Here is a 19,146-nt window from a genome sequence, read left to right as displayed (position 1 = left end):
GTGCAGAACGCCATGTACGACGTCATCGTCATCGGCGCGGGGCCGGTGGGGGAGAACGTCGCCGACCGCGTCGTGCAGGGCGGCCTGACCGCCGCGATCGTCGAGCGGGAACTGGTGGGTGGTGAGTGCTCGTACTGGGCCTGCATGCCGACCAAGGCGTTGCTGCGCAGCCAGAGCGCGCTCCGGGCGGCTCGTCAGCTGCCCGGAGCCCGCGAGGCGGTGACCGGCGAGTTGGACGCGGCGGCCGTGCTGCGTCGCCGGGACTCCTTCGCTTCGCACTGGAAGGACGACGGGCAGGTGTCCTGGCTGAACTCTGCGGGGATCGCCCTGTATCGGGGCCAGGGGCGGATCGGCTCCGACCGGGTCGTCGAGGTGACCGGCGCGGACGGCGCCACCACCTCGCTCACCGCCCGACACGCGGTGGTCATCGCGACCGGAAGTAGCGCACTGGTGCCGGACGTCGCGGGTCTGCGCGAGGCGGCACCGTGGACCAGCCGTGAGGCAGCCGCCGCGAGCGAGGTGCCCGGCCGGCTCGCCATCATCGGCGGTGGCGTGGTGGCCACAGAGATGGCGACCACGTACGCCGGCCTCGGATCGGCGGTGACGGTGCTCGTGCGCGACGGAGTGCTCACCCAGGCGGAGCCGTTCGTCGGCGAGCGGGTCACGCAGTCTCTGCGGGAAGCTGGTGTGTCGGTCCACCTCGGTGCCGAGGCCGCGTCGGTGAGCCGCGACGGCGACGGCCCTGTGCACGTCACGCTTACCGACGGCGGACAGGTCGAGGCCGACGAGATCCTCGTCGCGATCGGCCGTACGCCGAACACGCACGACGTCGGCCTCGACCGGATCGGCCTGAAGCCGGGCGCCTGGCTCACTGTCGACGACACCCTGCGGGTCATCGACGGTGCCGGTGCGTTGATCGGCGACGGATGGCTGTACGCGGCCGGGGACGTCAACCGGCGTGTGCTCCTGACCCATCAGGGCAAGTACCAGGCTCGCGCGGTGGGCGACGTGATCGTGGCGAGGGCCAGGGGCGAAGCGGCAGACGACCGCCCGTGGGGTCGGCACGTCGCCACCGCTGACGAGCGCGCGGTGCCGCAGGTCGTCTTCACCGATCCGGAGGTCGCGTCGGTGGGGCTGACCGCGGCCGCCGCCGAGGCCGCCGGACTGCGCATCCGGGTCGTCGACTACGACCTGGCCGCCGTCGCCGGGTCCGCGCTGCACGCCGACGGCTACCAGGGGCATGCCCGGATGGTCGTGGACGAGGACCGTCGGGTAATCGTCGGCCTCACCCTCGTCGGCCCGGACGTCGCGGAACTGATCCATGCCGCGACGATCGCCATCGTCGGGGAGGTCCCACTGGAGCGGTTGTGGCACGCCGTGCCCGCGTACCCGACAGTCAGCGAGGTCTGGCTGCGCCTGCTGGAGGCGTACGGCCGCTGACCCGAGCCGTGCGGCCGTCCGCCCCACCCCCGGTCGAGTCCGCTCGTCCGGGGGTGGCCCGGCACGAGGCCCTGCGGGGCGGTCGCGCTGCGGCTAACGGGCCGCCTCAGTCGACTGACGTTCCGAGTTGATCCTGAGAAGTCCTTCGATACCGCGCAGGAAGGTCTCGGACACCAATGTGGGGTCGGAGAGGCATCCGGCCGCCATGGCGCCGTCTCGGAGCATGACGAAGTGGCGCGCCGCGGGATCTGCCGTTCCTTCGTGGACCTGCGCCATGAGCGTGGTGATGGTGTCCAGGAACCATTGTCGGTGGGCCGTGAGTTCCTGGTGCACGGGATGGTTCGTGTCGGGATATTCCGCCGCTGCGTTCAGGAACGCGCATCCGCGGAACCCGGGGGACTGGATGTTCTGAGCGATGGAATTGGCGATGGCCAGGAGCGGATCGACCGGCGAGCGGTTGGCGGCGAGTGCCTCGTCGACCATGCCGCGCTCCAGCCGATGGACCTCACGCAGGTAGGCCAGGATGAGGTCGTCCTTGCTGGGGAAGTGGCGGTAGAAGGTAGCCCTGGTCACCTTCGCCTCGGCGATGATCCGGTCGACGCCGACGGCGTGAATACCCTCCGCATAGAAGATCCTGGTCGCCGTGCGCAGAAGCTTGAGGCGTGCCTCAGAGGGCCGGGCACTACGTTCGTCGCTCGCCATCCCACCATCTTAGCGATAGAACGTTCGGTCTGATTGGTTCCTGTCAGGCATTTCGCTCCGACGTTCGGCGCGGCGCTTCATTCTCGATCTCGCAGACAGTGGCCTGATCAATGCTGGATTCTGGGTGCTGCAAGGTACCGGAGCCGGGATCGCCGGCGGAGCCTCTTGAAAGGACTCCAGATGAGCGCTGCTCCTGACATGTCTGCCCAGGAGGCAGGGATGCCGACAGTTGTGCTGATTCACGGCGCATTCGCCGGCTCGTCGAGTTGGAATGGGGTGATTGCCAACCTCAAGCGTCGGGGTTATCCGGTCATTGCGGTCGCCAACCCGCTGCGCGGTGTGCAGAAGGACGCCGCGTACGTTCGGGCTCTTTTGGACAGCCTGCCCGGACCGGTCGTGATGGCCGCCCATTCCTACGGCGGGCTGGTCATGACCGAGGCCGCGGACGGTGCCAGCAACGTCAAGGCCCTGGTGTACGTCGCCAGCGTGAGCCCGGACGTAGGCGAGAGTGTGATCGAGTTGGTCGGCAGGTACCCCGGAAGTCAGCTCCCCTCCAGCATCAGCATGGTGCCGATCCCCTCCGATGACGGTGGCACGACGATGGATCAGTACCTCCTGCAGGACAAGTTCCCCGAGGTGTTCGCCGCCGATGTCGACCCCGAAACCGCCACAATCATGGCGGCGACGCAGCGACCCGCCTCGGCGAGCGCCCAAGAGGAGGGCGTGACCAAGGCCGCCTGGAAGACGATCCCCTCCTGGACCCTGATCACCACCCAGGACCAGGGCATTCCTCCAGACCTGCAGCGCTTCCTGGCCGACCGGGCGGGGTCCACGGCGGTTGAGATCGCCGCCTCCCACGCTGTGGCGGTCTCGCAACCCGGCCCGGTCGCAGACCTCATCGACACCGCCGCCCGCGCCACCACACGCTCGATGCAGATGTCCAAGAGCCGTCACGCTTGACGAGGGCTTGAGCGTCCGAAGCCTGCGGTGATCCTTCGGTGAGTCGGACAGCCGCCGTCTAATCGAGTGACACCGCGCCGTGTGCTGGCCGGATATGCGCGGTGCCGGATCAGTGCGGGAAGGCGCGGGGGATGCGCGAGCGCAGTTGCTCGTCGCGGAACGCTTGGATGCGTGTGATGACCTGCCGTCTACCGATGGTGTTCTCTATGCGGTCGAGGTAGAGGCATCGGGCCGCGAGTTTGTCGAGATCGACTGTGAAGTAGATCGCCATCAGCGGGTTGACGAACAGATCGCCACTGCCGGTGCGTCGGCTGAATCGGACGTCCCCGAACTCGCCGTTGGTGGCGGCGGCGATCTGTCCCTGAACGATGCTCGGCCGCTGCGGGGTAGCGGCCTGGGCGTCAGCGACGGCAGCGCGGTAGAGCTTCGCCTCCCGGCTGGAACCGGGGATGGACAGGGCGCCGAGGTAACCACCGTCGCGGTCGAGCGCGGCCAGGTTCTCCAGCACCTCGACATGGTTGACGCCGTCGTAGGCGTCGATGCCGAAGCCCAGGCTGGTCACCAGCTTGACCGGTACGTCCAGCGCGGCCACGGCGGCCAGGCTGGTCATGTCCTCCACCGGAGTGCCGAGGTTGCTCTCGTCGCCACGCAGCAGCACATCGGTGCCGCCGTCGACCAGCACCACCGCGTCGATGTCGAGGTCTTCCACCAGATGCCGGTACGCGGTCCGCAACGGCTGGACACCGAGCGGCGGAAACGCGTACACCGTCGACGGCAGTTGCTGAGCCGCCAGCCATCGGGCGAGCGTCCGCTCGGGGAAGTACCAGTCGGGGCTGGTGGTGTCCGGCTGAACCGCTGCGAGGTTCTCCACCACCCACGCGTCCCGGTCGATCAACTCGAGTTCCGAAAAGGAGAGGCTGGCCAGGTGCACCTGCGCGCCGGCGTGCCACAGGGCGATCGCCAGGGGCAGGCCCGCGTAGACGTCGAAACCGCCGCCCGCGCCGGCGATGAGGATGCTCCGCGCCGGAGCCAAGGCGGCGAACAGTGGCGGAACGGCCAACGAGAACGCACCGGAGTCGGCCGGCGCCGCCGCAGGGGTCATCACCGGTCAATGATCACTGAGGCGGGATGACACCGGCGACCGGCGGTGACGTCGTCGTACGGGGGTTCCTGGACGGATCGCACTGACCTCGTCCCAACCTGCGAGGCTGAGCGGGCCTGTCCGGGTCTCACGGGCGCGGCGAATGCTGCGTGAGTGTCAGCTGTCCGAGTTCCTGGGTGCATCGGGTGAGCGCGACATAGAGGCCGTTCCAGCCGCGCGGTTCGGCGGCGATGCCCTGAGGGTCGACGAGGAGCGTCGCGTCCCATTCCAGTCCCTTGGACTGGGTTGCGGTGAGCACTGGCACGTCACTCAGCACGGCTTGGAGTGTGGCGACGCGGTCCGCGGGGGCGATGATGCCGACAGTGCCGCCGTGCCACCGCTGCTGCAACTGCCGCACCGCTTCCACGGCGGCGCCCGCGAGCTCAGCGGGTGTGATCGCGAGCTCCCAGGGGGCGATGCCGGAGGCGCGTACTGCTCGTGGCGGCGTGTTGTGGCTGCCAGCCTTCTTCAGGACCGGCTCGGTGAGGTCCATGACCTCGCGCGGGGTCCGGTAGCAGATGGTGAGTTCCGCGCCGGTCCAGCGGTCTCCGAAGGCAGACTCCACCGCTTGTGCCCACGTCGTGTGCCGGTGGGCTGCCTCGGCCTGGTCGATGTCGCCGACTGCGGTGATGGAGCGACTGGGACAACGTCGGAGAACCATCTGCCACTGCATATCGGACAGTTCCTGCGCCTCATCGACGACCACGTGGCCGTACACCCAGCCGCGCTGACGACGTGCGCGTTCGGCGAGGAACTCGCCCTGCGGTTGCGGGGTGTCGACCTCGCCGAGCAGGTCGGCGAGGGCATCGAGCAGCGGGATGTCGCTTGATGCCCACGGGGTGGGCTCGGCCGCGACGGCGGCGATCTCCTCGGGGGACAGCTGCGGGGCGAACCGGGCCAGCAGGGTGCTGTCGGTCAGGAAGTCACCCAACAGGGTTTCGGGGTCGAGGGTGGGCCACCACGCCTCGATGAACCGGGCGATGGTGGCGTTCTCGGCGATACGACTACGAAGCTGCTCGACTTCCTCCTCGGAGAGCAGACCGTCGATGTCGCTGCCGGTGGACGTCCGGGTGGAGGGGTGGTCCTGCCCCATGCCCCTGTCGACGCGGGCGAGGATGTCCTCGAAGCCCTCCTCCATCTCCTCCATCAGCGCCTCGCGCTGCTCGGCGACGACATCGGCCAGGAGGTGGTGCAGTTGCTCGGCGAACGCCGCCCGGGCGCGGTGGTACGGGCGTCCCTGCACCGCCGAGGCGAGCGCCTGCGCCACAGTTGCGGCCGGGATGACGTAGAAATCGCCCTCCCAGCGCAGCTTCAGCTCGCGCGGCCGGGGGAGCAGCGACGCGACGTAGCCTTCGAGCGCGGGCTGCCAGAGGGCGCGGCCCTTGATCTCGGCGAGAAGCCGGCTCTCGTCGCGGCCCACGTGGGCGTCGGCCAGCAGGGTGTCGCAGGTCGCCGAGACGACGGCGGTCTCACCGAGCGCGGGCAGCACCTGGGCGATGTACTGGAGGAACCGCGGCGAGGGGCCCAGAACCAGGACCGCCTGGTCGGCCAGCTTTCGGTGGGTGAACAGCAGGTACGCGACGCGATGCAGGGCAACCACGGTCTTGCCCGTGCCGGGACCGCCCTGGACGACCAGCGGACCGGTCGCCTCAGCCCGAATGATGTCGTCCTGCTCGCGTTGCAGGGTGGAGATCGCCGTCGACATGTGACCGGTGCGCCGCTGGTCGAGGGCGGCCAGTAGAGCGCCTTCCCCGACGAGTTCCGCAGTTGTGGACCCGTCCAGAGGTTCGTCGTCCACGCCGACGACGGCCGATCCCGTCGTACGGATGTGCCGGCGCCGTGCCTGGCCCTGTGGGTCGACAGCCGTCGCGGTGTAGAAGGGCCGCGCTGCGGGCGCGCGCCAGTCCACCAGCAGTGGCTCAGCGCCCTCGCCCTCGTTACGGAGACCGATACGGCCCACGTGGCGCACTGTGCCATCAAGGCCGTCGAGGCGGCCGAAGACCAACCCTTCCTCTGCTCGCCGCAGCTCGTCGTACTGCTGCCGGAGCATGCGCTGCCGGGCCCGTTCCAACGCGTCCACTGCCTCTGTCGAAAGCTCGACCTGCAGGTGATCGGCCAGCCTGCCGCGCCGGGCCGTGGCCAAATCCAGAAATGCCTGTTCCTCGGCGACCGCGGATCGGCGCGCGGCACCCTCTGCGGTAGCGGCCGGCAGGTGGCCGTCAGGTGCCCCTTCGCCGACGTCAGCAGTGCCGTTGCTCAGAGCAGACTTCCGGTGCATTCGCAAATCCTTGTATCGGGGTAACCCTCGGCTCGGACGAGCCGCAGCGCATTCGGCGGCAAGCATAGAGTTCGTTTCCCTCACCGGCCATAAGATTCGCCGGCAGAGATCGGAATCTCAATGCCTTGCAGTTCCGGGGTTGCTTGTGACCTCGCAATCCCGATTCGCATATTGACAGTTCAGTCTTTCTCTGTTCTGCGGGGGCGTTCCGAGCAGTGCGGGTGCCCTGATGGCTCGGGGCCCGGGTGCGGCACGATGACGGCGTGGCGATGAAACGCGTTGAGGCTCCGGCGGCGCTGCTGACCTGGCTTGCAGACCGTCCTGTTCGGGAGGCGACCACCGGCTACGACGCCGTTGGTTGGCAATCGTCGACCTGGGTTCTTCATGCCATGTACGAGAATCCCGGCCTTGCGGGTCTGGGTACTCACGACGAGCTGCATCGCCACCGGCTCGAATCCGGCGACCTCGCGCCGGAGATCATCGGAGGCATAAACCTCGACGAGGACACCACCGACACCGGTATTCCCCTGGGTTTCGTTGTCCGGCCGGGAAGCCCTTGGCGACGGGCGCTCTGGTCGCAGCATCTCACCGAGGGGCAGGCGTCGAATCGGAGTTACCCGCCATGCCACCGCTGGTTCCCGCACCGCAGTTGGCCGGTCGCCGTCCAGCCACCGCCCGAAGGGTCCCTCGACGAGGAGAGCCTTGACGCCCTACTGGAGACCGTGAGCCGTTTGTCGGTCGACGGCCCCGGGACCGACTGCGTCGCCTTCTACGCGTCCTTGCCGGCCGGTGACTTCGACGACCAGCACGTGTGGCGGGGACCGTTGTCGGCAGTCCCCGAACTGATCGAAGAACGTGGAGGGCCCTACCCGTTCTCACCGACGAATCTGTGGCCCACGGACCGGTCCTGGTTCATCTGGACGGACTGGGACCTGTTCGGCACCAAGGTCAGCGGGTCCGAGCAACTGGTCGAGGCGGTCAAGAGTCACAGCGCTCTCGAGACGGTGGACTGGTCCCCTGCCCAGGTCAGCTCAACGTGAAGGACGTGTCGTCGACGTCGAAGGTCGTGGCGCCGTTGCCGGCCGTCTCGCTGGCGAGGAAGCTGACCGTCGCGGTGCGTTCGGTCGTCGCGGTGCCGCTCGACATGACGTACTGCCGCCACGGCGCCCCGCCGTCGAAGGCCAGCGAGAACCTCGTCTTCGGGGGTATTCCGGTGACCGCCAGTCCGACGTTCAGGTAGTCGCCGCGGCTGGTTTCCGTGGTGGTGGTCCGCACCCAGAAGCGGACCGTCAGGTCGCAGTTGGCCGGCACTGTGACTGTGGTGCGCAGCAGATCGGCGCGGGTCACGTCCAGCCCGGCGAAGGTGGCGTACGCGTGGCCGGTGTGCGCGGCCCGGGTCGCGTCACCGAACACGACGATGCGAGGGCCGGCCGTCCAGCCGGTGGTGCCGCGCTCGAACCCCGGGTTCGGGTGGACCTGCCCGGAGCAGGGCGGGTCGGCCGCCGGCTGCCCGTGGGATGCGCCGCCCGTGGCCAGGAGCAGTAGGGCCGCAGCCGAGACGGTGGTGATGAAGGCCTTCATCGGTTCTCCCCGCGTTCATACATTCGAGATGGTCGATGTCTATCGACCATGCGCGATGGACGCAGGCACGTCAAGCTCTTCCCGCCGTCGGCTCTGCGCCGGCGGCGGTTGACCCGAACCTGCTGGCGCTACCGGCGCCGGCGGGCATCGGCCTCGGTGTCGAGCAGGTCGTTGAGCGTCAGCGCAGAGTTGATCAGTGAGAGATGGCTGAACGCCTGGGGATAGTTGCCGATCTGCTCCCCGGTCGCGGCGATCTCCTCGGCATAGAGGCCGAGGTGGTTGCTGAAGGTGAACATCTTCTCGAACGTGAGTCGGGCGTCGTCGAGACGGCCGGCACGGGCCAGCGCCTCCACGTACCAGAAGGTGCACATGTTGAAGGTGCCCTCGTGGCCGGGGAGACCGTCGGGGGAGTGGACCGGGTCGTACCTGTGGACCAGGCTGTCGGAGACCAGTTCGCGCTCGATCGCCTGCAAGGTGGACTGCCACAGTGGGTCGCTCGGCGTGACGAAGCCGACCGCCGGCATGGCGAGCAGCGCCGCGTCCAGCACGTTCTCGTCGTACGCCTGCACGAAGGTGCCGCGGGCCCGGTCGTATCCGCGCTCCATGACCTGGTTGTAGATGCGGTTGCGTTGCTCGGTCCAGCAGGTCATGTCTCCGGGGCGGCCGGTGCGGGTGGCCAGCCGGATGGCCCGGTCCAGCGCGACCCAGGACATCACCCGACCGAAGGTGTAGTTGCGGGGGTGGTGGCGGCTCTCCCAGATGCCGGCGTCGGGTTGGTCCCAGTTGTGGCAGAGCCAGTCGACGAGGCGGACGGTGCTCTTCCACACCTGGTGCGAGACGCGGATGCCCTGCTCGTCGGCGAGGTGCATGGCGTAGAGCGCCTCGCCGTGGATGTCGAGCTGGAGCTGGTCGGCGGCACCGTTGCCGATCCGTACCGGACGGGAGCCGCGGTAGCCCTCCAGGTGGTCCAGCACCTCCTCGTGCAGGTCGGAGGAGCCGTCCACCCGGTACATGATCTTCAGTGGGTCCTGGTGGTCGCCGGCCTCGCGGATCCGCTCGTCCAGCCAGTTCATGTACCGGCTGACCTCCTCGGTGAAGCCGAGGCCGAGCAGCGCGTGCACCGAGAACGACGTGTCGCGTACCCAGGTGTAGCGGTAGTCCCAGTTGCGCGTCCCGCCGACCAGTTCGGGCAGCGCGGCGGTGGGCGCGGCGATCATCGCGCCGGTCGGCGCGTACGTCATGAGTTTGAGCGTGATGGCCGAGCGCTCGACCATCTCCCGCCAGCGGCCGGTGTAGCGGGAACGTTCGAGCCAGCGCCGCCAGTAGTCCCGGGTCCACTCGAACATGCCCTGGATCTCTTCCGGCGCGAAGATGCGCGGCTCGGTCCCACCCGTCTCCAGGACCACCCCGCCGGTGTCGCCCTCGTTCAGCGTGCCGTACGCGACCAGGTCGCCGCCCTCGAGGTGGACGTCACCCTGTTCGGAGATCAACCGCCGCACCGGGTCGACCGGGTTGAACGTCAGCGCCGCCGACCGGCTACGGAAGACGTAACCGTTGGGGTGGCGCTCCAGCTGATGCTCGTCGCGGGCGTAGTTGAAGCGCGGCCGGCACTCCACCCGGAAGCGCATGCTGCCGCGGACCATGGTGACGGTGCGGACCAGTCGATGCGCGTCGGTGGCCCGCTCGCCGGTGACCGGCATGAAGTCCATCACCTCGGCCACCCCGTCGGCGCTGATGAACCGGGTGATCAGGATGGGTGTGCCGGGGAGGTAGAGCTGCTTGGTCACGTACCGCACGTCGTGCGGTGCGATCTGGAAGTAGCCGCCCTTCTCCTTGTCCAGCAGGGCGGCGAAGATGCTCGGCGAGTCGAACCGCGGCGCGCAGAACCAGTCGACCGTCCCGTCACACGTCACCAGCGCGGCGGTCTGCAGGTCGCCGATGAGCCCGTGATCCTCGATCGCCGGATAGCTGTCCACGTCTCTCCCCGGTTCGGCTGCGTCCTGCGCATCGAACCTAGGGGGAGAATCGCCGACTTAGGTGAGATTCACGTTCCGCCACCCTGTCGCGTGCGCCCACGTGCCACGGCAACAGCCGCGTCCGCGTCGGAGCCGTGGTCGGCACCGGAGGTCAGTGGGGCGGGCGGCAGGAGGATCGGATGACCAGCTCGGTGGGGAGCCGGATGTGGGTGTCGCGCTCGACACCGGCGATCAGGTCGATGAGCAGGCGCAACGCCTCGGCGCCCATCCGTTGCAGCGGCTGCATGATGGTCGTCAGCGGCGGGTTGACCAGCGCCGACTCCGGCACGTTGTCGAAGCCGATCACCGACAGGTCGTCGGGCACCGACAGCCCCATGTCGCGGGCGACTGTCATCGTGGAGATCGCGGAGAGGTCGTTACCCGCGAAGATCGCGCTCGGCCGGTCGGTGAGGGCGAGGAGCTCCGCGGCCGTGCCGGCGGCGCTCTCGATCCGGAACCCACCGACGCGCACGAGCCGCTCGTCCACGGGCACGCCGGCGTCGGCCATCGCACTGCGGAAGCCGGCCTCGCGCAGCTGCGCAGACTTCAGGTCGGTGCGTCCACTGATGTGCCCGATCCGCTTGTGGCCGAGGGACAGCAGGTAGTTGGTCGCCAGCACGGCGCCGGCGAAGTTGTCCGAGTCGACTGTGGGAAGGTCGGACGGCCCGGTGTGTGGGTCGACGGCCACGACGTGGAAGCTGTGTTCGGTCTCGACCACTGTCGGCGTGACGATCACGGCGCCGTCGATGAGAGTGCCGGAGAGCCGGGCGAGTGAGCGCCGCTCCCACCCCACGGCGGCGCCCTCGCCGTCACCGCTGGAGTAGGCCAGCAGCTGGTAACCGCTCCCGGCGACCTCCTGCGACGCGCCCTTGAGCAGTTCGGTCGAGAACGGCTCGAACTCGGCGACCAGGATGCCGAGCACGTTGGTGCGGTGGCTGCGCAGGCTCTGCGCCCCCAGGCTCGCCTCGTAGCCGAGCTCGTGGATGACCTGCTGGACGCGCTCCACGGTTGCCTGGGCCACGCCGTAGCGGCCGTTGACAACCTTCGACACGGTCGCGACCGAGACGCCGGCGGTACGTGCCACATCCGACATCTTGACGCGCTGCTGAAACACCACGTCGATGATGATAGGGCCCCGCCGAGGGTGCGTCGTCGGCGACTCGAAAACGTTATCGATACCGATTGACATCAAGTTACATGACTGTAAAACTTCGCCGCAGGCCGAGTACCGCGACTGACTAGTCGAGGAGACATCGATGGCAACGAAGCGGCGTGCGAGTGCCGTCCTGGCACTGTTAATGACAAGTGTTGTCGTCCTCGCCGGGTGTTCCGGCGGCGGCGAAGAGGCGGCCCCTCAGAGCGAGCTGTACAAGGACCCGGTGACCCTGAGCTGGTGGCACAACGCCTCACAGGACGGGCCCGGCAAGACCTACTGGGAGAAGGTCGCCAAGGACTTCTCCGCACTTCACCCCACTGTCAAGATCGAGATCGAGGCGATCGAGACAAACCAGCTCCAGCGCACCCGGCTCCCTGCCGCGCTGCTGAGCAGCGACCCGCCGGACATCTTCCAGGCCTGGGGCGGCGGCGAGATGAGCGAGCAGGTGGAGGCCGACTACCTCAAGGAGATCACCGACCAGACCAAGGCCGAGGTCGCCGACATCGGCAGCGCCGCGGAGATCTGGCAGGTCAAGGGCAAGCAGTACGGCCTGCCGTTCCGGATGGGCATCGAGGGCATCTGGTACAACAAGGAGATGTTCGCCGCGGCGGGCATCGCGGCTCCGCCGACCACCTTCGAGGAGCTCAACACCGCGGTCACCAAGCTCAAGGCGACCAACGTCATTCCGATCGCCGTGGGCGCCGGTGACAAGTGGCCGGCCGCGCACTGGTGGTACAACATGGCGCTGCGCGCCTGCTCGGTCGACGCCCTCAAGAAGGCGTCGGCGGAGAAGAGCTTCGACGACCCGTGCTTCGTGAAGGCCGGCCAGGACCTGAAGACGTTCATCGACACCAAGCCGTTCCAGCCCAACTTCATCGCCACGCCGGGCCAGAACGACCCGACCAGCGCCAACGGCATGCTCGCCAACGGCAAGGCCGCGATGGAGCTCATGGGTGACTGGAACCGCGGCACGCTGGACACCGTCACCACGGACAAGGCGAAGCTCGCGTCGTTCCTCGGCTGGTTCCCGGTGCCGGCGATCTCCGGCTCCCCGGGCGACCCGAAGGCGGCTCTCGGCGGTGGCGACGGGTTCTCCTGCGCCAAGAACGCCCCGGCCGAGTGCGTCGAGTTCCTCAAGTACATCGTGAGCCCCGAGGTGCAGAAGGGCTACGCCGAGACCGGCACCGGCCTGCCTGTGGCCAAGGGCGCGGCGGACGCCGTGAAGGACCCCGCGCTGAAGTCCATCCTGGAGGCCACCTCCGGGGCGAGCTACGTCCAGCTCTGGCTGGACACGGCGTACGGCAGCACGGTCGGCAACGCGATGAACGACGCGATCGTCGCCATCTTCGCCGGCAACGGGACGCCTGAGAAGGTCGTCTCGGCAATGAAGGCGGCCGCAAGCAAGTGACCTCCGCCAACCAGATCCGTATGCCCGCCGGCGGCGCTTCCGCGTCGCCGGCGGGCCCCCACAGGGCCGGGCGCGATTCCGCCCGCCGAGCCGACAACCGCCGCAAGTGGTACGAGATCATCGGGCTCACCACGCCGGCCGTTCTGATCTACGTGATGTTCGTGCTGGTCCCGATGGGCTTCGCGGTCTACTACAGCCTGTTCCGGTGGCGCGGCGTCGGGCCTCCCACCGAGTTCGTCGGCCTGCGGAACTACACCCTCGCCTTCCAGGACCCGATCTTCCTCGACGCGTTGCGAAACAACGCCATCATCGTGTTCGGGTCGCTGCTGATCCAGGGCCCGATCGCCCTGGGCGTCGCCCTGCTGCTCAACCGTCGCTTCCGTGGGCGGGCCGTGTTCCGCCTGCTGGTGTTCGTGCCGTACGTGCTGGCCGAGGTCACCGTCGGCATCATGTGGAAGCTGCTGCTGACCGGCGACGGCACTGTCGACGCGCTGCTGCGTTCCCTCGGAATGGGCGGCCTGGTGCAGGCCTGGCTGGCGGACCTGGATGTGGTCATCTGGACCCTGCTGGCCGTCCTGACCTGGAAGTACGTCGGCTTCGCCATCATCCTGCTCCTCGCCGGACTGTCCAATGTGCCGGACGAGCTGACCGAGGCGGCCGCCATCGACGGCGCGAGCTGGTGGCAGATCCAACGGCACGTCACGATCCCGCTGCTCGGGCCGACGATCCGGATCTGGATGTTCCTTTCCATGATCGGCTCGCTGCAGATCTTCGACATGATCTGGGTGACCTCGGTGCCCGCGGTGCGGTCTCTCGGCGCATCGGCGACCATGGCGACGTACATGGTCGACAACGGGTTCTTCGCCCGGCTGTGGGGCTACGGCAACGCCGTGGCGGTAATCCTGTTCGTCATCTCCTTCGTGGCGGCGCTGCTGTTCCAGCGGTTCCTGCTCCGCCGCGACATCGAGGGCGCCATCACCGGAAGGGCGAAGTGACGATGGCCGTGAACTCGGTTCTCCCCCCGTCCACCGGGCGCCGTCAGGTTTCCTATGGCACGCCGCTCACCTACGCGCTCGCCCTCGCGATCGCGGCGGTGTCGATCGCCCCGGTCCTCTACGTGGTCATCGGCGGTTTCCGCACCACACCGCAGATCGTCGCGGACCCGGCCGGCCTGCCCGACCCGTTCGTCTGGGACAACTACGCCAGGGTGCTGACCCAGAGCAACTTCTGGCAACAGGCGTTCAACAGCGCGGTCATCGCCCTGGGCACCACGCTGGCAGTGGTCGTGCTCGGACTGGCCGCCGCGTTCGTGCTCGCCCGCTACAGCTTCCGAGGGCGGGAAGGGCTCTACACCTTCTTCACCCTCGGCCTGCTGTTTCCGGCCGGAGCGGCGATCCTGCCGCTCTACCTCATGCTGCGTGACCTGAACCTGATCAACTCCTACTACGCGGTGATCCTGCCGCAGGTCGCCTTCTCACTGCCACTGACGATCGTGATCCTGCGTCCCTTCCTCTCGGCCATCCCGAGAGAGTTGGAGGACGCCGCCGCCATCGACGGTGCCAGTCGGCTCGGCTTCCTCTGGCGCGTCGCGATGCCGCTGTCGCGGCCCGCGCTCGTCACCGTTGGCGTCCTGGCGTTCGTGGCGAGCTGGAACTCGTTCCTGCTGCCGCTGCTCGTGCTCAGCGACGTCAACCTGCACACCCTGCCGCTGGGCGTGCAGAACTTCTCCAGCCAGTACACCACCGACACGGCAGGCGTACTCGCCTTCACCTCGCTGGCGATGCTGCCGGCACTGCTCTTCTTCACGCTCGCGGAGAAGCAGATCGTCGGTGGCCTGCAGGGTGCGGTCAAGGGCTGAGCGGCAGCGGTACGAGCACAACCACAGGAAGGCACAGCATGACTCAGGTCCACACGACAGTGGGCGGGCCGGCGCCGGCTCAGTCAGGTCCGGAGCACGGCCGACCGGACGGGCGCGAAGGCGAGGCCCGCCTGCGCGATCTCCTCGGCCGAATGACGATCGAGGAGAAGATCGCCCAGCTCGTCGGCTTCTGGGAGAAGGAAGACGGCGAGGCGGTCGCACCGCTGCAGGGAGAGTTCGGCGGGAACGCCAAGCTCGAGGAGTTCTCCCGGCACGGGCTCGGTCACCTCACCCGCACCTACGGCACCCGCCCCGTGGACGCGGCCGAACACGCGGCCTGGTTGTGGAAGTTCCAACGGGACCTGATCACCGGGACCCGGCTCGGCATCCCGGCGATCGTCCACGAGGAGTGCCTCACCGGGCTGTCGGCGTGGAAGGCGGCCACCTTCCCCACCCCGCTGGCCTGGGGCGCCGCGTTCGACCCCGACCTGGTTACCGAGATGGCCGCGGCGATCGGCGCCTCGATGCGGGCCCTGGGCGTGCACCAGGGGCTCTCTCCGGTGCTCGACGTGATCCGTGACCCCCGCTGGGGCCGGGTGGACGAGTGCATCGCCGAGGACCCGTACCTGGTCGGCACCATCGGCACGTCGTACGTGCGCGGCCTCCAGTCGCAGGGGGTGCACGCCACCCTCAAGCACTTCGCCGGCTACTCCGCCTCGCGCGCCGGGCGCAACTTCGGTCCGGTGCACATCGGCCGCCGGGAACTGGCCGACGTACTGCTCCCGCCGTTCGAGATGGCGGTCATCGACGGTGACGCTCGCAGTGTCATGCACTCGTACACCGAGATCGACGGGATGCCCGTCGCCGCTGACCCGACCATGCTGACCGGCATCCTGCGGGACCGGTGGGGCTTCGACGGCACTGTGGTGGCCGACTACTACGGGGTGGCGTTCCTGAACCTGCTGCACCACGTGGCGAGCGATCACGCGGACGCGGCCGGGCAGGCGTTGACCGCCGGCCTCGACGTCGAACTGCCGACCGGCGACGCCTATCTGACCCTGGGGGAGTCGGTGCGGGCGGGCAAGCTCGACGAGGCGCTCATCGACCGCGCGGTGCTGCGGGTGCTGCGCCAAAAGCAGGACCTGGGTCTGCTCGACGCGACCTTCAGCGGCGAGCCGCCCCAGACGATCGACCTCGACTCGCCCGAGCACCGCGCGATCGCCCGCCGGCTCGCCGAGGAATCGCTCGTCCTGGTGGCCAACCGGGACGTACTGCCGCTGCCGGCGGAGCGACGGGTGGCCCTCATCGGCCCGAACGCTGACCGGCAGAGTGCGCTCTTCGGGTGCTACTCGTTCCTCAACCACGTCCTCGTCCAGCACCCCGGCGTGGAGACCGGCATCGAGGTGCCGACCGTGCTTGACGCCGTGCGCGCCGAGTTCGGCGGCGATCTCGTCAGCTGGGCACGCGGCTGCGACGTGGACACCGACGACCGTTCCGGCTTCGACGAGGCTGTCGCCACGGCCTCCGACGCGGACGTCGCCGTCCTGGTCGTGGGCGACCACGCCGGCCTCTTCGGACGCGGCACGGTCGGCGAAGGCTGCGACCGGGACGACCTGGAACTGCCCGGCGTCCAGCGCGAACTGGTCGAGGCGGTGCTGGCGACCGGCACCCCTGTCGTCCTCGTGCTGCTCACCGGCCGGCCGTACGCGATCGGCTGGGCGCTCCCACGCTGCGCGGCGGTGGTGCAGGCGTTCTTCCCGGGTGAGGAGGGCGCCGGGGCGATCGCGGGAGTGCTCTCCGGGCGGGTCAACCCGTCGGGTCGGCTGCCGGTCACCCTGCCCGGGTCGGCCGGCGCGCAGCCGTACTCCTACCTGCACCCCACCCTCGGCGCGGGGAACGCGGGGACCAATCTGCTGGCGACGCCCGTGGCGCCGTTCGGGCACGGCCTGTCCTACACGACGTTCGCGTACGGCGATCTCACCGTGCCGACCACGGTGCCCGTCGACGGGTCGGTAGGGGTGACCGTGCGGGTGACGAACACCGGTACGGTCGCTGGCGACGACGTGGTCCAGCTCTACGGTCGCGACGTGGTCGCCTCGGTGACCCGGCCGGTGGCGCAGCTGCTCGGCTACCGGCGAGTCCACCTCGAACCGGGCCAGTCCGTCACTGTCGAGCTGACGGTGCCCACCACCCGCCTGGCCTTCTCCGACCGCACGTTCACCCGCGTCGTGGAGCCCGGCGACGTCGAACTCTGGGTCGGCACCAGCGCGCGGCGGGACGCCCAGGCGGTGACCACGCTGGTCGGTGACACCGTTCCGGTCACCAACGCCTCCCCACGCTGGACCACCACCGACGTGCGCTGAGAGCCGGTCCGCCGACTGTCCCGAACGGACGGTCGGCGGGCCGGCCCCACTCGCGTGCCGCTTCATCGCGGTGCTGCCGATCTCGCCGGGCTGAGGCGATCGGAGCGGTCACGAGCCGACGACGCCAGCGCTACCGAGGTGCTACTCGCGCCCGCGGTCCTGGTGTGGGCCGAGCTGGCTGATCTCGTACCCGTCGGGGTAGCTCTTCGCCGTGATCCCGTCGGCGAACAACGCGGTCGTCCGGGGCGCCCCGAACCACCGCTGCGACCACGAGCGCGTCCGCAGGGCCAGGTGCAACCCCGCCCGGACCGGCCAGGCCGGCGTGCCGACCCGCGTTGCGCGCCGCAGCGGCGCGTCGTACAGGGCGCTGACCAGTGCGTTTCCCAGTGGCGCGAGGACCCGGGGGATCCGGGTGAGCATCAGCATGCGGGTGGCGCGTTCGATGGCCGCCGCGTCGTCGTTGGGCTGAAGGTGAGCTGCGTCGTGCGCGTCGAACCAGGTCTCGAACTCGTGGTACGACCCGGGGATGTCGGTGATGCCCATCCGTCGACCCAGTTCCCGGTAGAACAGGTACGTGGCGTGACGTTCGTGGCAGCAGGGTTGGCGCCAGCCGTACTCCTGCAACCAGCGGGTGGGGATCACGACCAGGCAGCCGAGGACGTAGCGGAAGTCGTCGTTGCTGATGTCGTACGGGCGGTGGATCTGGTTGACGCGCCGCAACGCGTCGCGGCCCCGGGGCTGTTCGAAGCCGTTGAGCACCATCTCGTACATCAGCAGGCCGGTGTCGTCGATCCGTTTCTGGGTGCGTTCGGTCAGCTCGCCCGTGGCGGTGTGCACCGCGGCGATGGCGGGGATGGAGAACGACCTGTTGAAGGCGAGGTTGAGCCCGAGCTTCATGTCCCACGGAAACTCGTAGCGCAGCATCGTCTGGTAGATGTGCAGGTAGTCGCGCTCGGGGTCGAGAGCACGGGTACGGGTCAGGTTGTCGTAGCGGCCTCTCATCGGCGGGCGTCTCCAGCGCTGTGATGTGGGGTGCCCGGGGCGGTGAGTTCTCCGGTCGCGGCGATCGTCCGCGCCACCACCGGCGAGCGGGCGTAGACCTCGGTGACGAGCGTCAGCCAGGCCACCTCACCGGCATAGCCGCCGTCCGGGCGGTGCAGTTGGTCGGCCGGTTGCGGGGCTGTGGCCACCAGGCCGGCGTCGCGGCGACGAAGGGCACAGGCCAGGTGGGCGGCCTCAATGGACGCCTGTCGCTCCTCGGCGGTCAGCCCGGCCTGCTCGGCGAACTGTGCTGCCAGGGCCGTCACACCGATCTCCAGGTACGGGCGCAGCGCCAGCCGGCCGTCCCGGATCTCGGCCACCCGGCGGGTCAGCGCGTAGTCGGTGTCGCGGACGGCCGTGCGGCGTCGGCGCAGGGCGGGTTCGAGTTCGAGTTCGGGGAATGCCGCGACGAGGTCACGCCAGAGTGGTTCGAGCCGCCGGTAGGAGTGGTAGTCCTCCCACCGTCGCGTGATCTTCAGGGTGGGCCCCCACGCCGGCATGGTGAGGCCGATCGTGATGAGCAGAGCGCCGATGGTCACCAGCACCGCGGCGATCTGTCGTTCCCCGGCCGGTTGGTAGCCGGCCCAGTAGGCGACGAGATAGCCGATCTTGTTGGTGCTGTAGAGCAGCGCGAAGGCGGCGCCGACCGCTGTGATGCGCAGGCCACGGCGTAACCAGGGTCGCCCGCAGATCTTCGCGAAGCCCCAGCACAGCCGGGCGATGTCGAAGCAGTAGGCGAAGAAGCCGAGCGACAGGAAGATCAGCAGGTAGGCGGTGACGACGGGGTCCGTCGCGTACTCGACAGTCAGGAGCACCGGGTCGTCGTAGGTGAGGGTGTAGGCGAACAGGCCGACCATGACGAGGAACGCGCAGGCCGTGACCCAGATCCACTTGCGGGCCCGGGCGGTGGCTGTCGCCGGGGGAAGCGCGAAGTGCAGGAGCATGATCTCGGCGTTCGCCGAGATGGTCAGCGCGCCGGCGTGGGCCAGGACCTTGGCCAGGTTGGGTAGCCCCGACATCTGGTCGATCGCGGTCGCGATGGGTGGGATGGCGACCGTGATCCCGGCCGCGAACGCGCCGAGACCGAAGCAGATCGCACGGCGGGCGTGGCTGGGGTGCCGGCGCTGGAGTCGCACCATGTATCCGAGGGCGATCCAGCCGGCCACGGCGCAGACGGCGTAGAGGACGGTGTCCATCGCGCCG

General features: G+C 68.9%; 15 protein-coding genes. 7 read left to right on the top strand and 8 right to left on the bottom strand.

The annotated features are described in order from the left end of the window. Positions 1-1,440, top strand: coding sequence for a dihydrolipoyl dehydrogenase family protein (locus NIE79_RS15385; RefSeq protein WP_238679229.1), 1,440 nt, complete (start codon positions 1-3; stop codon positions 1,438-1,440). Between the two features lie 93 nt (positions 1,441-1,533). Here the strand turns inward: NIE79_RS15385 and NIE79_RS15380 are convergent, their stop codons facing one another. Then, the gene (locus NIE79_RS15380; RefSeq protein ID WP_238679228.1) at positions 1,534-2,142 is read right to left on the bottom strand and encodes a TetR/AcrR family transcriptional regulator; all 609 of its coding nucleotides are present in this window, start codon (positions 2,140-2,142) and stop codon (positions 1,534-1,536) included. Between the two features lie 180 nt (positions 2,143-2,322). Between NIE79_RS15380 and NIE79_RS15375 the strand changes: the two genes are divergently transcribed. Beyond that, positions 2,323-3,102 carry an alpha/beta fold hydrolase gene (locus tag NIE79_RS15375; protein ID WP_238679227.1) on the top strand — a complete coding sequence of 260 codons (780 nt, stop codon included), beginning with the start codon at positions 2,323-2,325 and terminating at the stop codon, positions 3,100-3,102. A 109-nt stretch (positions 3,103-3,211) separates the two neighbouring features. Here the strand turns inward: NIE79_RS15375 and NIE79_RS15370 are convergent, their stop codons facing one another. Then, positions 3,212-4,204, bottom strand: coding sequence for a DUF1152 domain-containing protein (locus tag NIE79_RS15370; protein ID WP_238679282.1), 993 nt, complete (start codon positions 4,202-4,204; stop codon positions 3,212-3,214). Positions 4,205-4,331: 127 nt separating this feature from the next. Further along, positions 4,332-6,521: a HelD family protein gene (locus tag NIE79_RS15365; protein ID WP_238679226.1), complete on the bottom strand. Its 2,190-nt coding sequence runs from the start codon at positions 6,519-6,521 to the stop codon at positions 4,332-4,334. A gap of 263 nt (positions 6,522-6,784) precedes the next feature. On the opposite strand from NIE79_RS15365, the gene NIE79_RS15360 reads away from it, so the two are divergent. Next, on the top strand, positions 6,785-7,561 hold the full coding sequence (locus NIE79_RS15360; RefSeq protein WP_238679225.1) for a hypothetical protein: 777 nt from the start codon (positions 6,785-6,787) through the stop codon (positions 7,559-7,561). On the opposite strand, the gene NIE79_RS15355 is transcribed toward NIE79_RS15360, so the two are convergent. The 3 genes from NIE79_RS15355 to NIE79_RS15345 all read right to left on the bottom strand — a co-directional run bounded on the left by NIE79_RS15355 (position 7,548) and on the right by NIE79_RS15345 (position 11,234). Next, positions 7,548-8,102 carry a hypothetical protein gene (locus tag NIE79_RS15355; RefSeq protein ID WP_238679224.1) on the bottom strand — a complete coding sequence of 185 codons (555 nt, stop codon included), beginning with the start codon at positions 8,100-8,102 and terminating at the stop codon, positions 7,548-7,550. The two genes, NIE79_RS15360 and NIE79_RS15355, sit on opposite strands and share 14 nt — an antisense overlap. Before the next feature lie 128 nt (positions 8,103-8,230). Next, positions 8,231-10,078: a glycoside hydrolase family 15 protein gene (locus tag NIE79_RS15350; protein WP_238679223.1), complete on the bottom strand. Its 1,848-nt coding sequence runs from the start codon at positions 10,076-10,078 to the stop codon at positions 8,231-8,233. 151 nt (positions 10,079-10,229) lie between these two features. Continuing rightward, positions 10,230-11,234: a LacI family DNA-binding transcriptional regulator gene (locus NIE79_RS15345; RefSeq protein ID WP_238679222.1), complete on the bottom strand. Its 1,005-nt coding sequence runs from the start codon at positions 11,232-11,234 to the stop codon at positions 10,230-10,232. A 139-nt stretch (positions 11,235-11,373) separates the two neighbouring features. Here NIE79_RS15345 and NIE79_RS15340 point away from each other — a divergent pair, with 139 nt between their 5' ends. The 4 genes from NIE79_RS15340 to NIE79_RS15325 are packed head-to-tail and all read left to right on the top strand — an operon-like array spanning position 11,374 to position 16,902. Then, positions 11,374-12,681, top strand: coding sequence for an ABC transporter substrate-binding protein (locus NIE79_RS15340; RefSeq protein WP_238679221.1), 1,308 nt, complete (start codon positions 11,374-11,376; stop codon positions 12,679-12,681). Further along, positions 12,678-13,676, top strand: coding sequence for a carbohydrate ABC transporter permease (locus NIE79_RS15335; RefSeq protein WP_238679220.1), 999 nt, complete (start codon positions 12,678-12,680; stop codon positions 13,674-13,676). The genes NIE79_RS15340 and NIE79_RS15335 overlap by 4 nt, the downstream gene beginning before the upstream one ends. Then, complete coding sequence (locus NIE79_RS15330; protein WP_238679219.1) at positions 13,673-14,539, top strand: carbohydrate ABC transporter permease; 867 nt, start codon at positions 13,673-13,675, stop codon at positions 14,537-14,539. Before NIE79_RS15335 ends, NIE79_RS15330 begins: the two co-directional genes overlap by 4 nt. Before the next feature lie 38 nt (positions 14,540-14,577). Continuing rightward, a complete protein-coding gene (locus NIE79_RS15325; RefSeq protein ID WP_504893607.1) occupies positions 14,578-16,902 on the top strand; it encodes a beta-xylosidase/alpha-l-arabinosidase in 2,325 nt (774 codons plus the stop codon). A 141-nt stretch (positions 16,903-17,043) separates the two neighbouring features. Here NIE79_RS15325 and NIE79_RS15320 read toward each other — a convergent pair whose 3' ends face one another. Next, on the bottom strand, positions 17,044-17,904 hold the full coding sequence (locus tag NIE79_RS15320; protein WP_238679217.1) for an oxygenase MpaB family protein: 861 nt from the start codon (positions 17,902-17,904) through the stop codon (positions 17,044-17,046). After that, positions 17,901-19,139 carry an MAB_1171c family putative transporter gene (locus tag NIE79_RS15315; RefSeq protein ID WP_238679216.1) on the bottom strand — a complete coding sequence of 413 codons (1,239 nt, stop codon included), beginning with the start codon at positions 19,137-19,139 and terminating at the stop codon, positions 17,901-17,903. Before NIE79_RS15315 ends, NIE79_RS15320 begins: the two co-directional genes overlap by 4 nt. Positions 19,140-19,146: the final 7 nt, after the last annotated feature.

Source organism: Micromonospora trifolii (genome assembly GCF_022229005.1).
GTDB lineage: Bacteria > Actinomycetota > Actinomycetes > Mycobacteriales > Micromonosporaceae > Micromonospora > Micromonospora trifolii.
Note: the sequence above shows the minus strand (reverse complement) of the source record. Positions and strands in the feature narration are given on the sequence as shown.

Bases quoted from the DNA above. Each gene is read 5' to 3' on its own strand.
- NIE79_RS15380 (WP_238679228.1), bottom strand. From the start codon at position 2,142: ATGGCGAGCGACGAACGTAGTGCCCGGCCCTCTGAGGCACGCCTCAAG.
- NIE79_RS15375 (WP_238679227.1), top strand. From the start codon at position 2,323: ATGAGCGCTGCTCCTGACATGTCTGCCCAGGAGGCAGGGATGCCGACA.
- NIE79_RS15370 (WP_238679282.1), bottom strand. From the start codon at position 4,204: ATGACCCCTGCGGCGGCGCCGGCCGACTCCGGTGCGTTCTCGTTGGCC.
- NIE79_RS15365 (WP_238679226.1), bottom strand. From the start codon at position 6,521: ATGCACCGGAAGTCTGCTCTGAGCAACGGCACTGCTGACGTCGGCGAA.
- NIE79_RS15355 (WP_238679224.1), bottom strand. From the start codon at position 8,102: ATGAAGGCCTTCATCACCACCGTCTCGGCTGCGGCCCTACTGCTCCTG.
- NIE79_RS15340 (WP_238679221.1), top strand. From the start codon at position 11,374: ATGGCAACGAAGCGGCGTGCGAGTGCCGTCCTGGCACTGTTAATGACA.
- NIE79_RS15325 (WP_504893607.1), top strand. From the start codon at position 14,578: ATGACTCAGGTCCACACGACAGTGGGCGGGCCGGCGCCGGCTCAGTCA.
- NIE79_RS15320 (WP_238679217.1), bottom strand. From the start codon at position 17,904: ATGAGAGGCCGCTACGACAACCTGACCCGTACCCGTGCTCTCGACCCC.
- NIE79_RS15315 (WP_238679216.1), bottom strand. From the start codon at position 19,139: ATGGACACCGTCCTCTACGCCGTCTGCGCCGTGGCCGGCTGGATCGCC.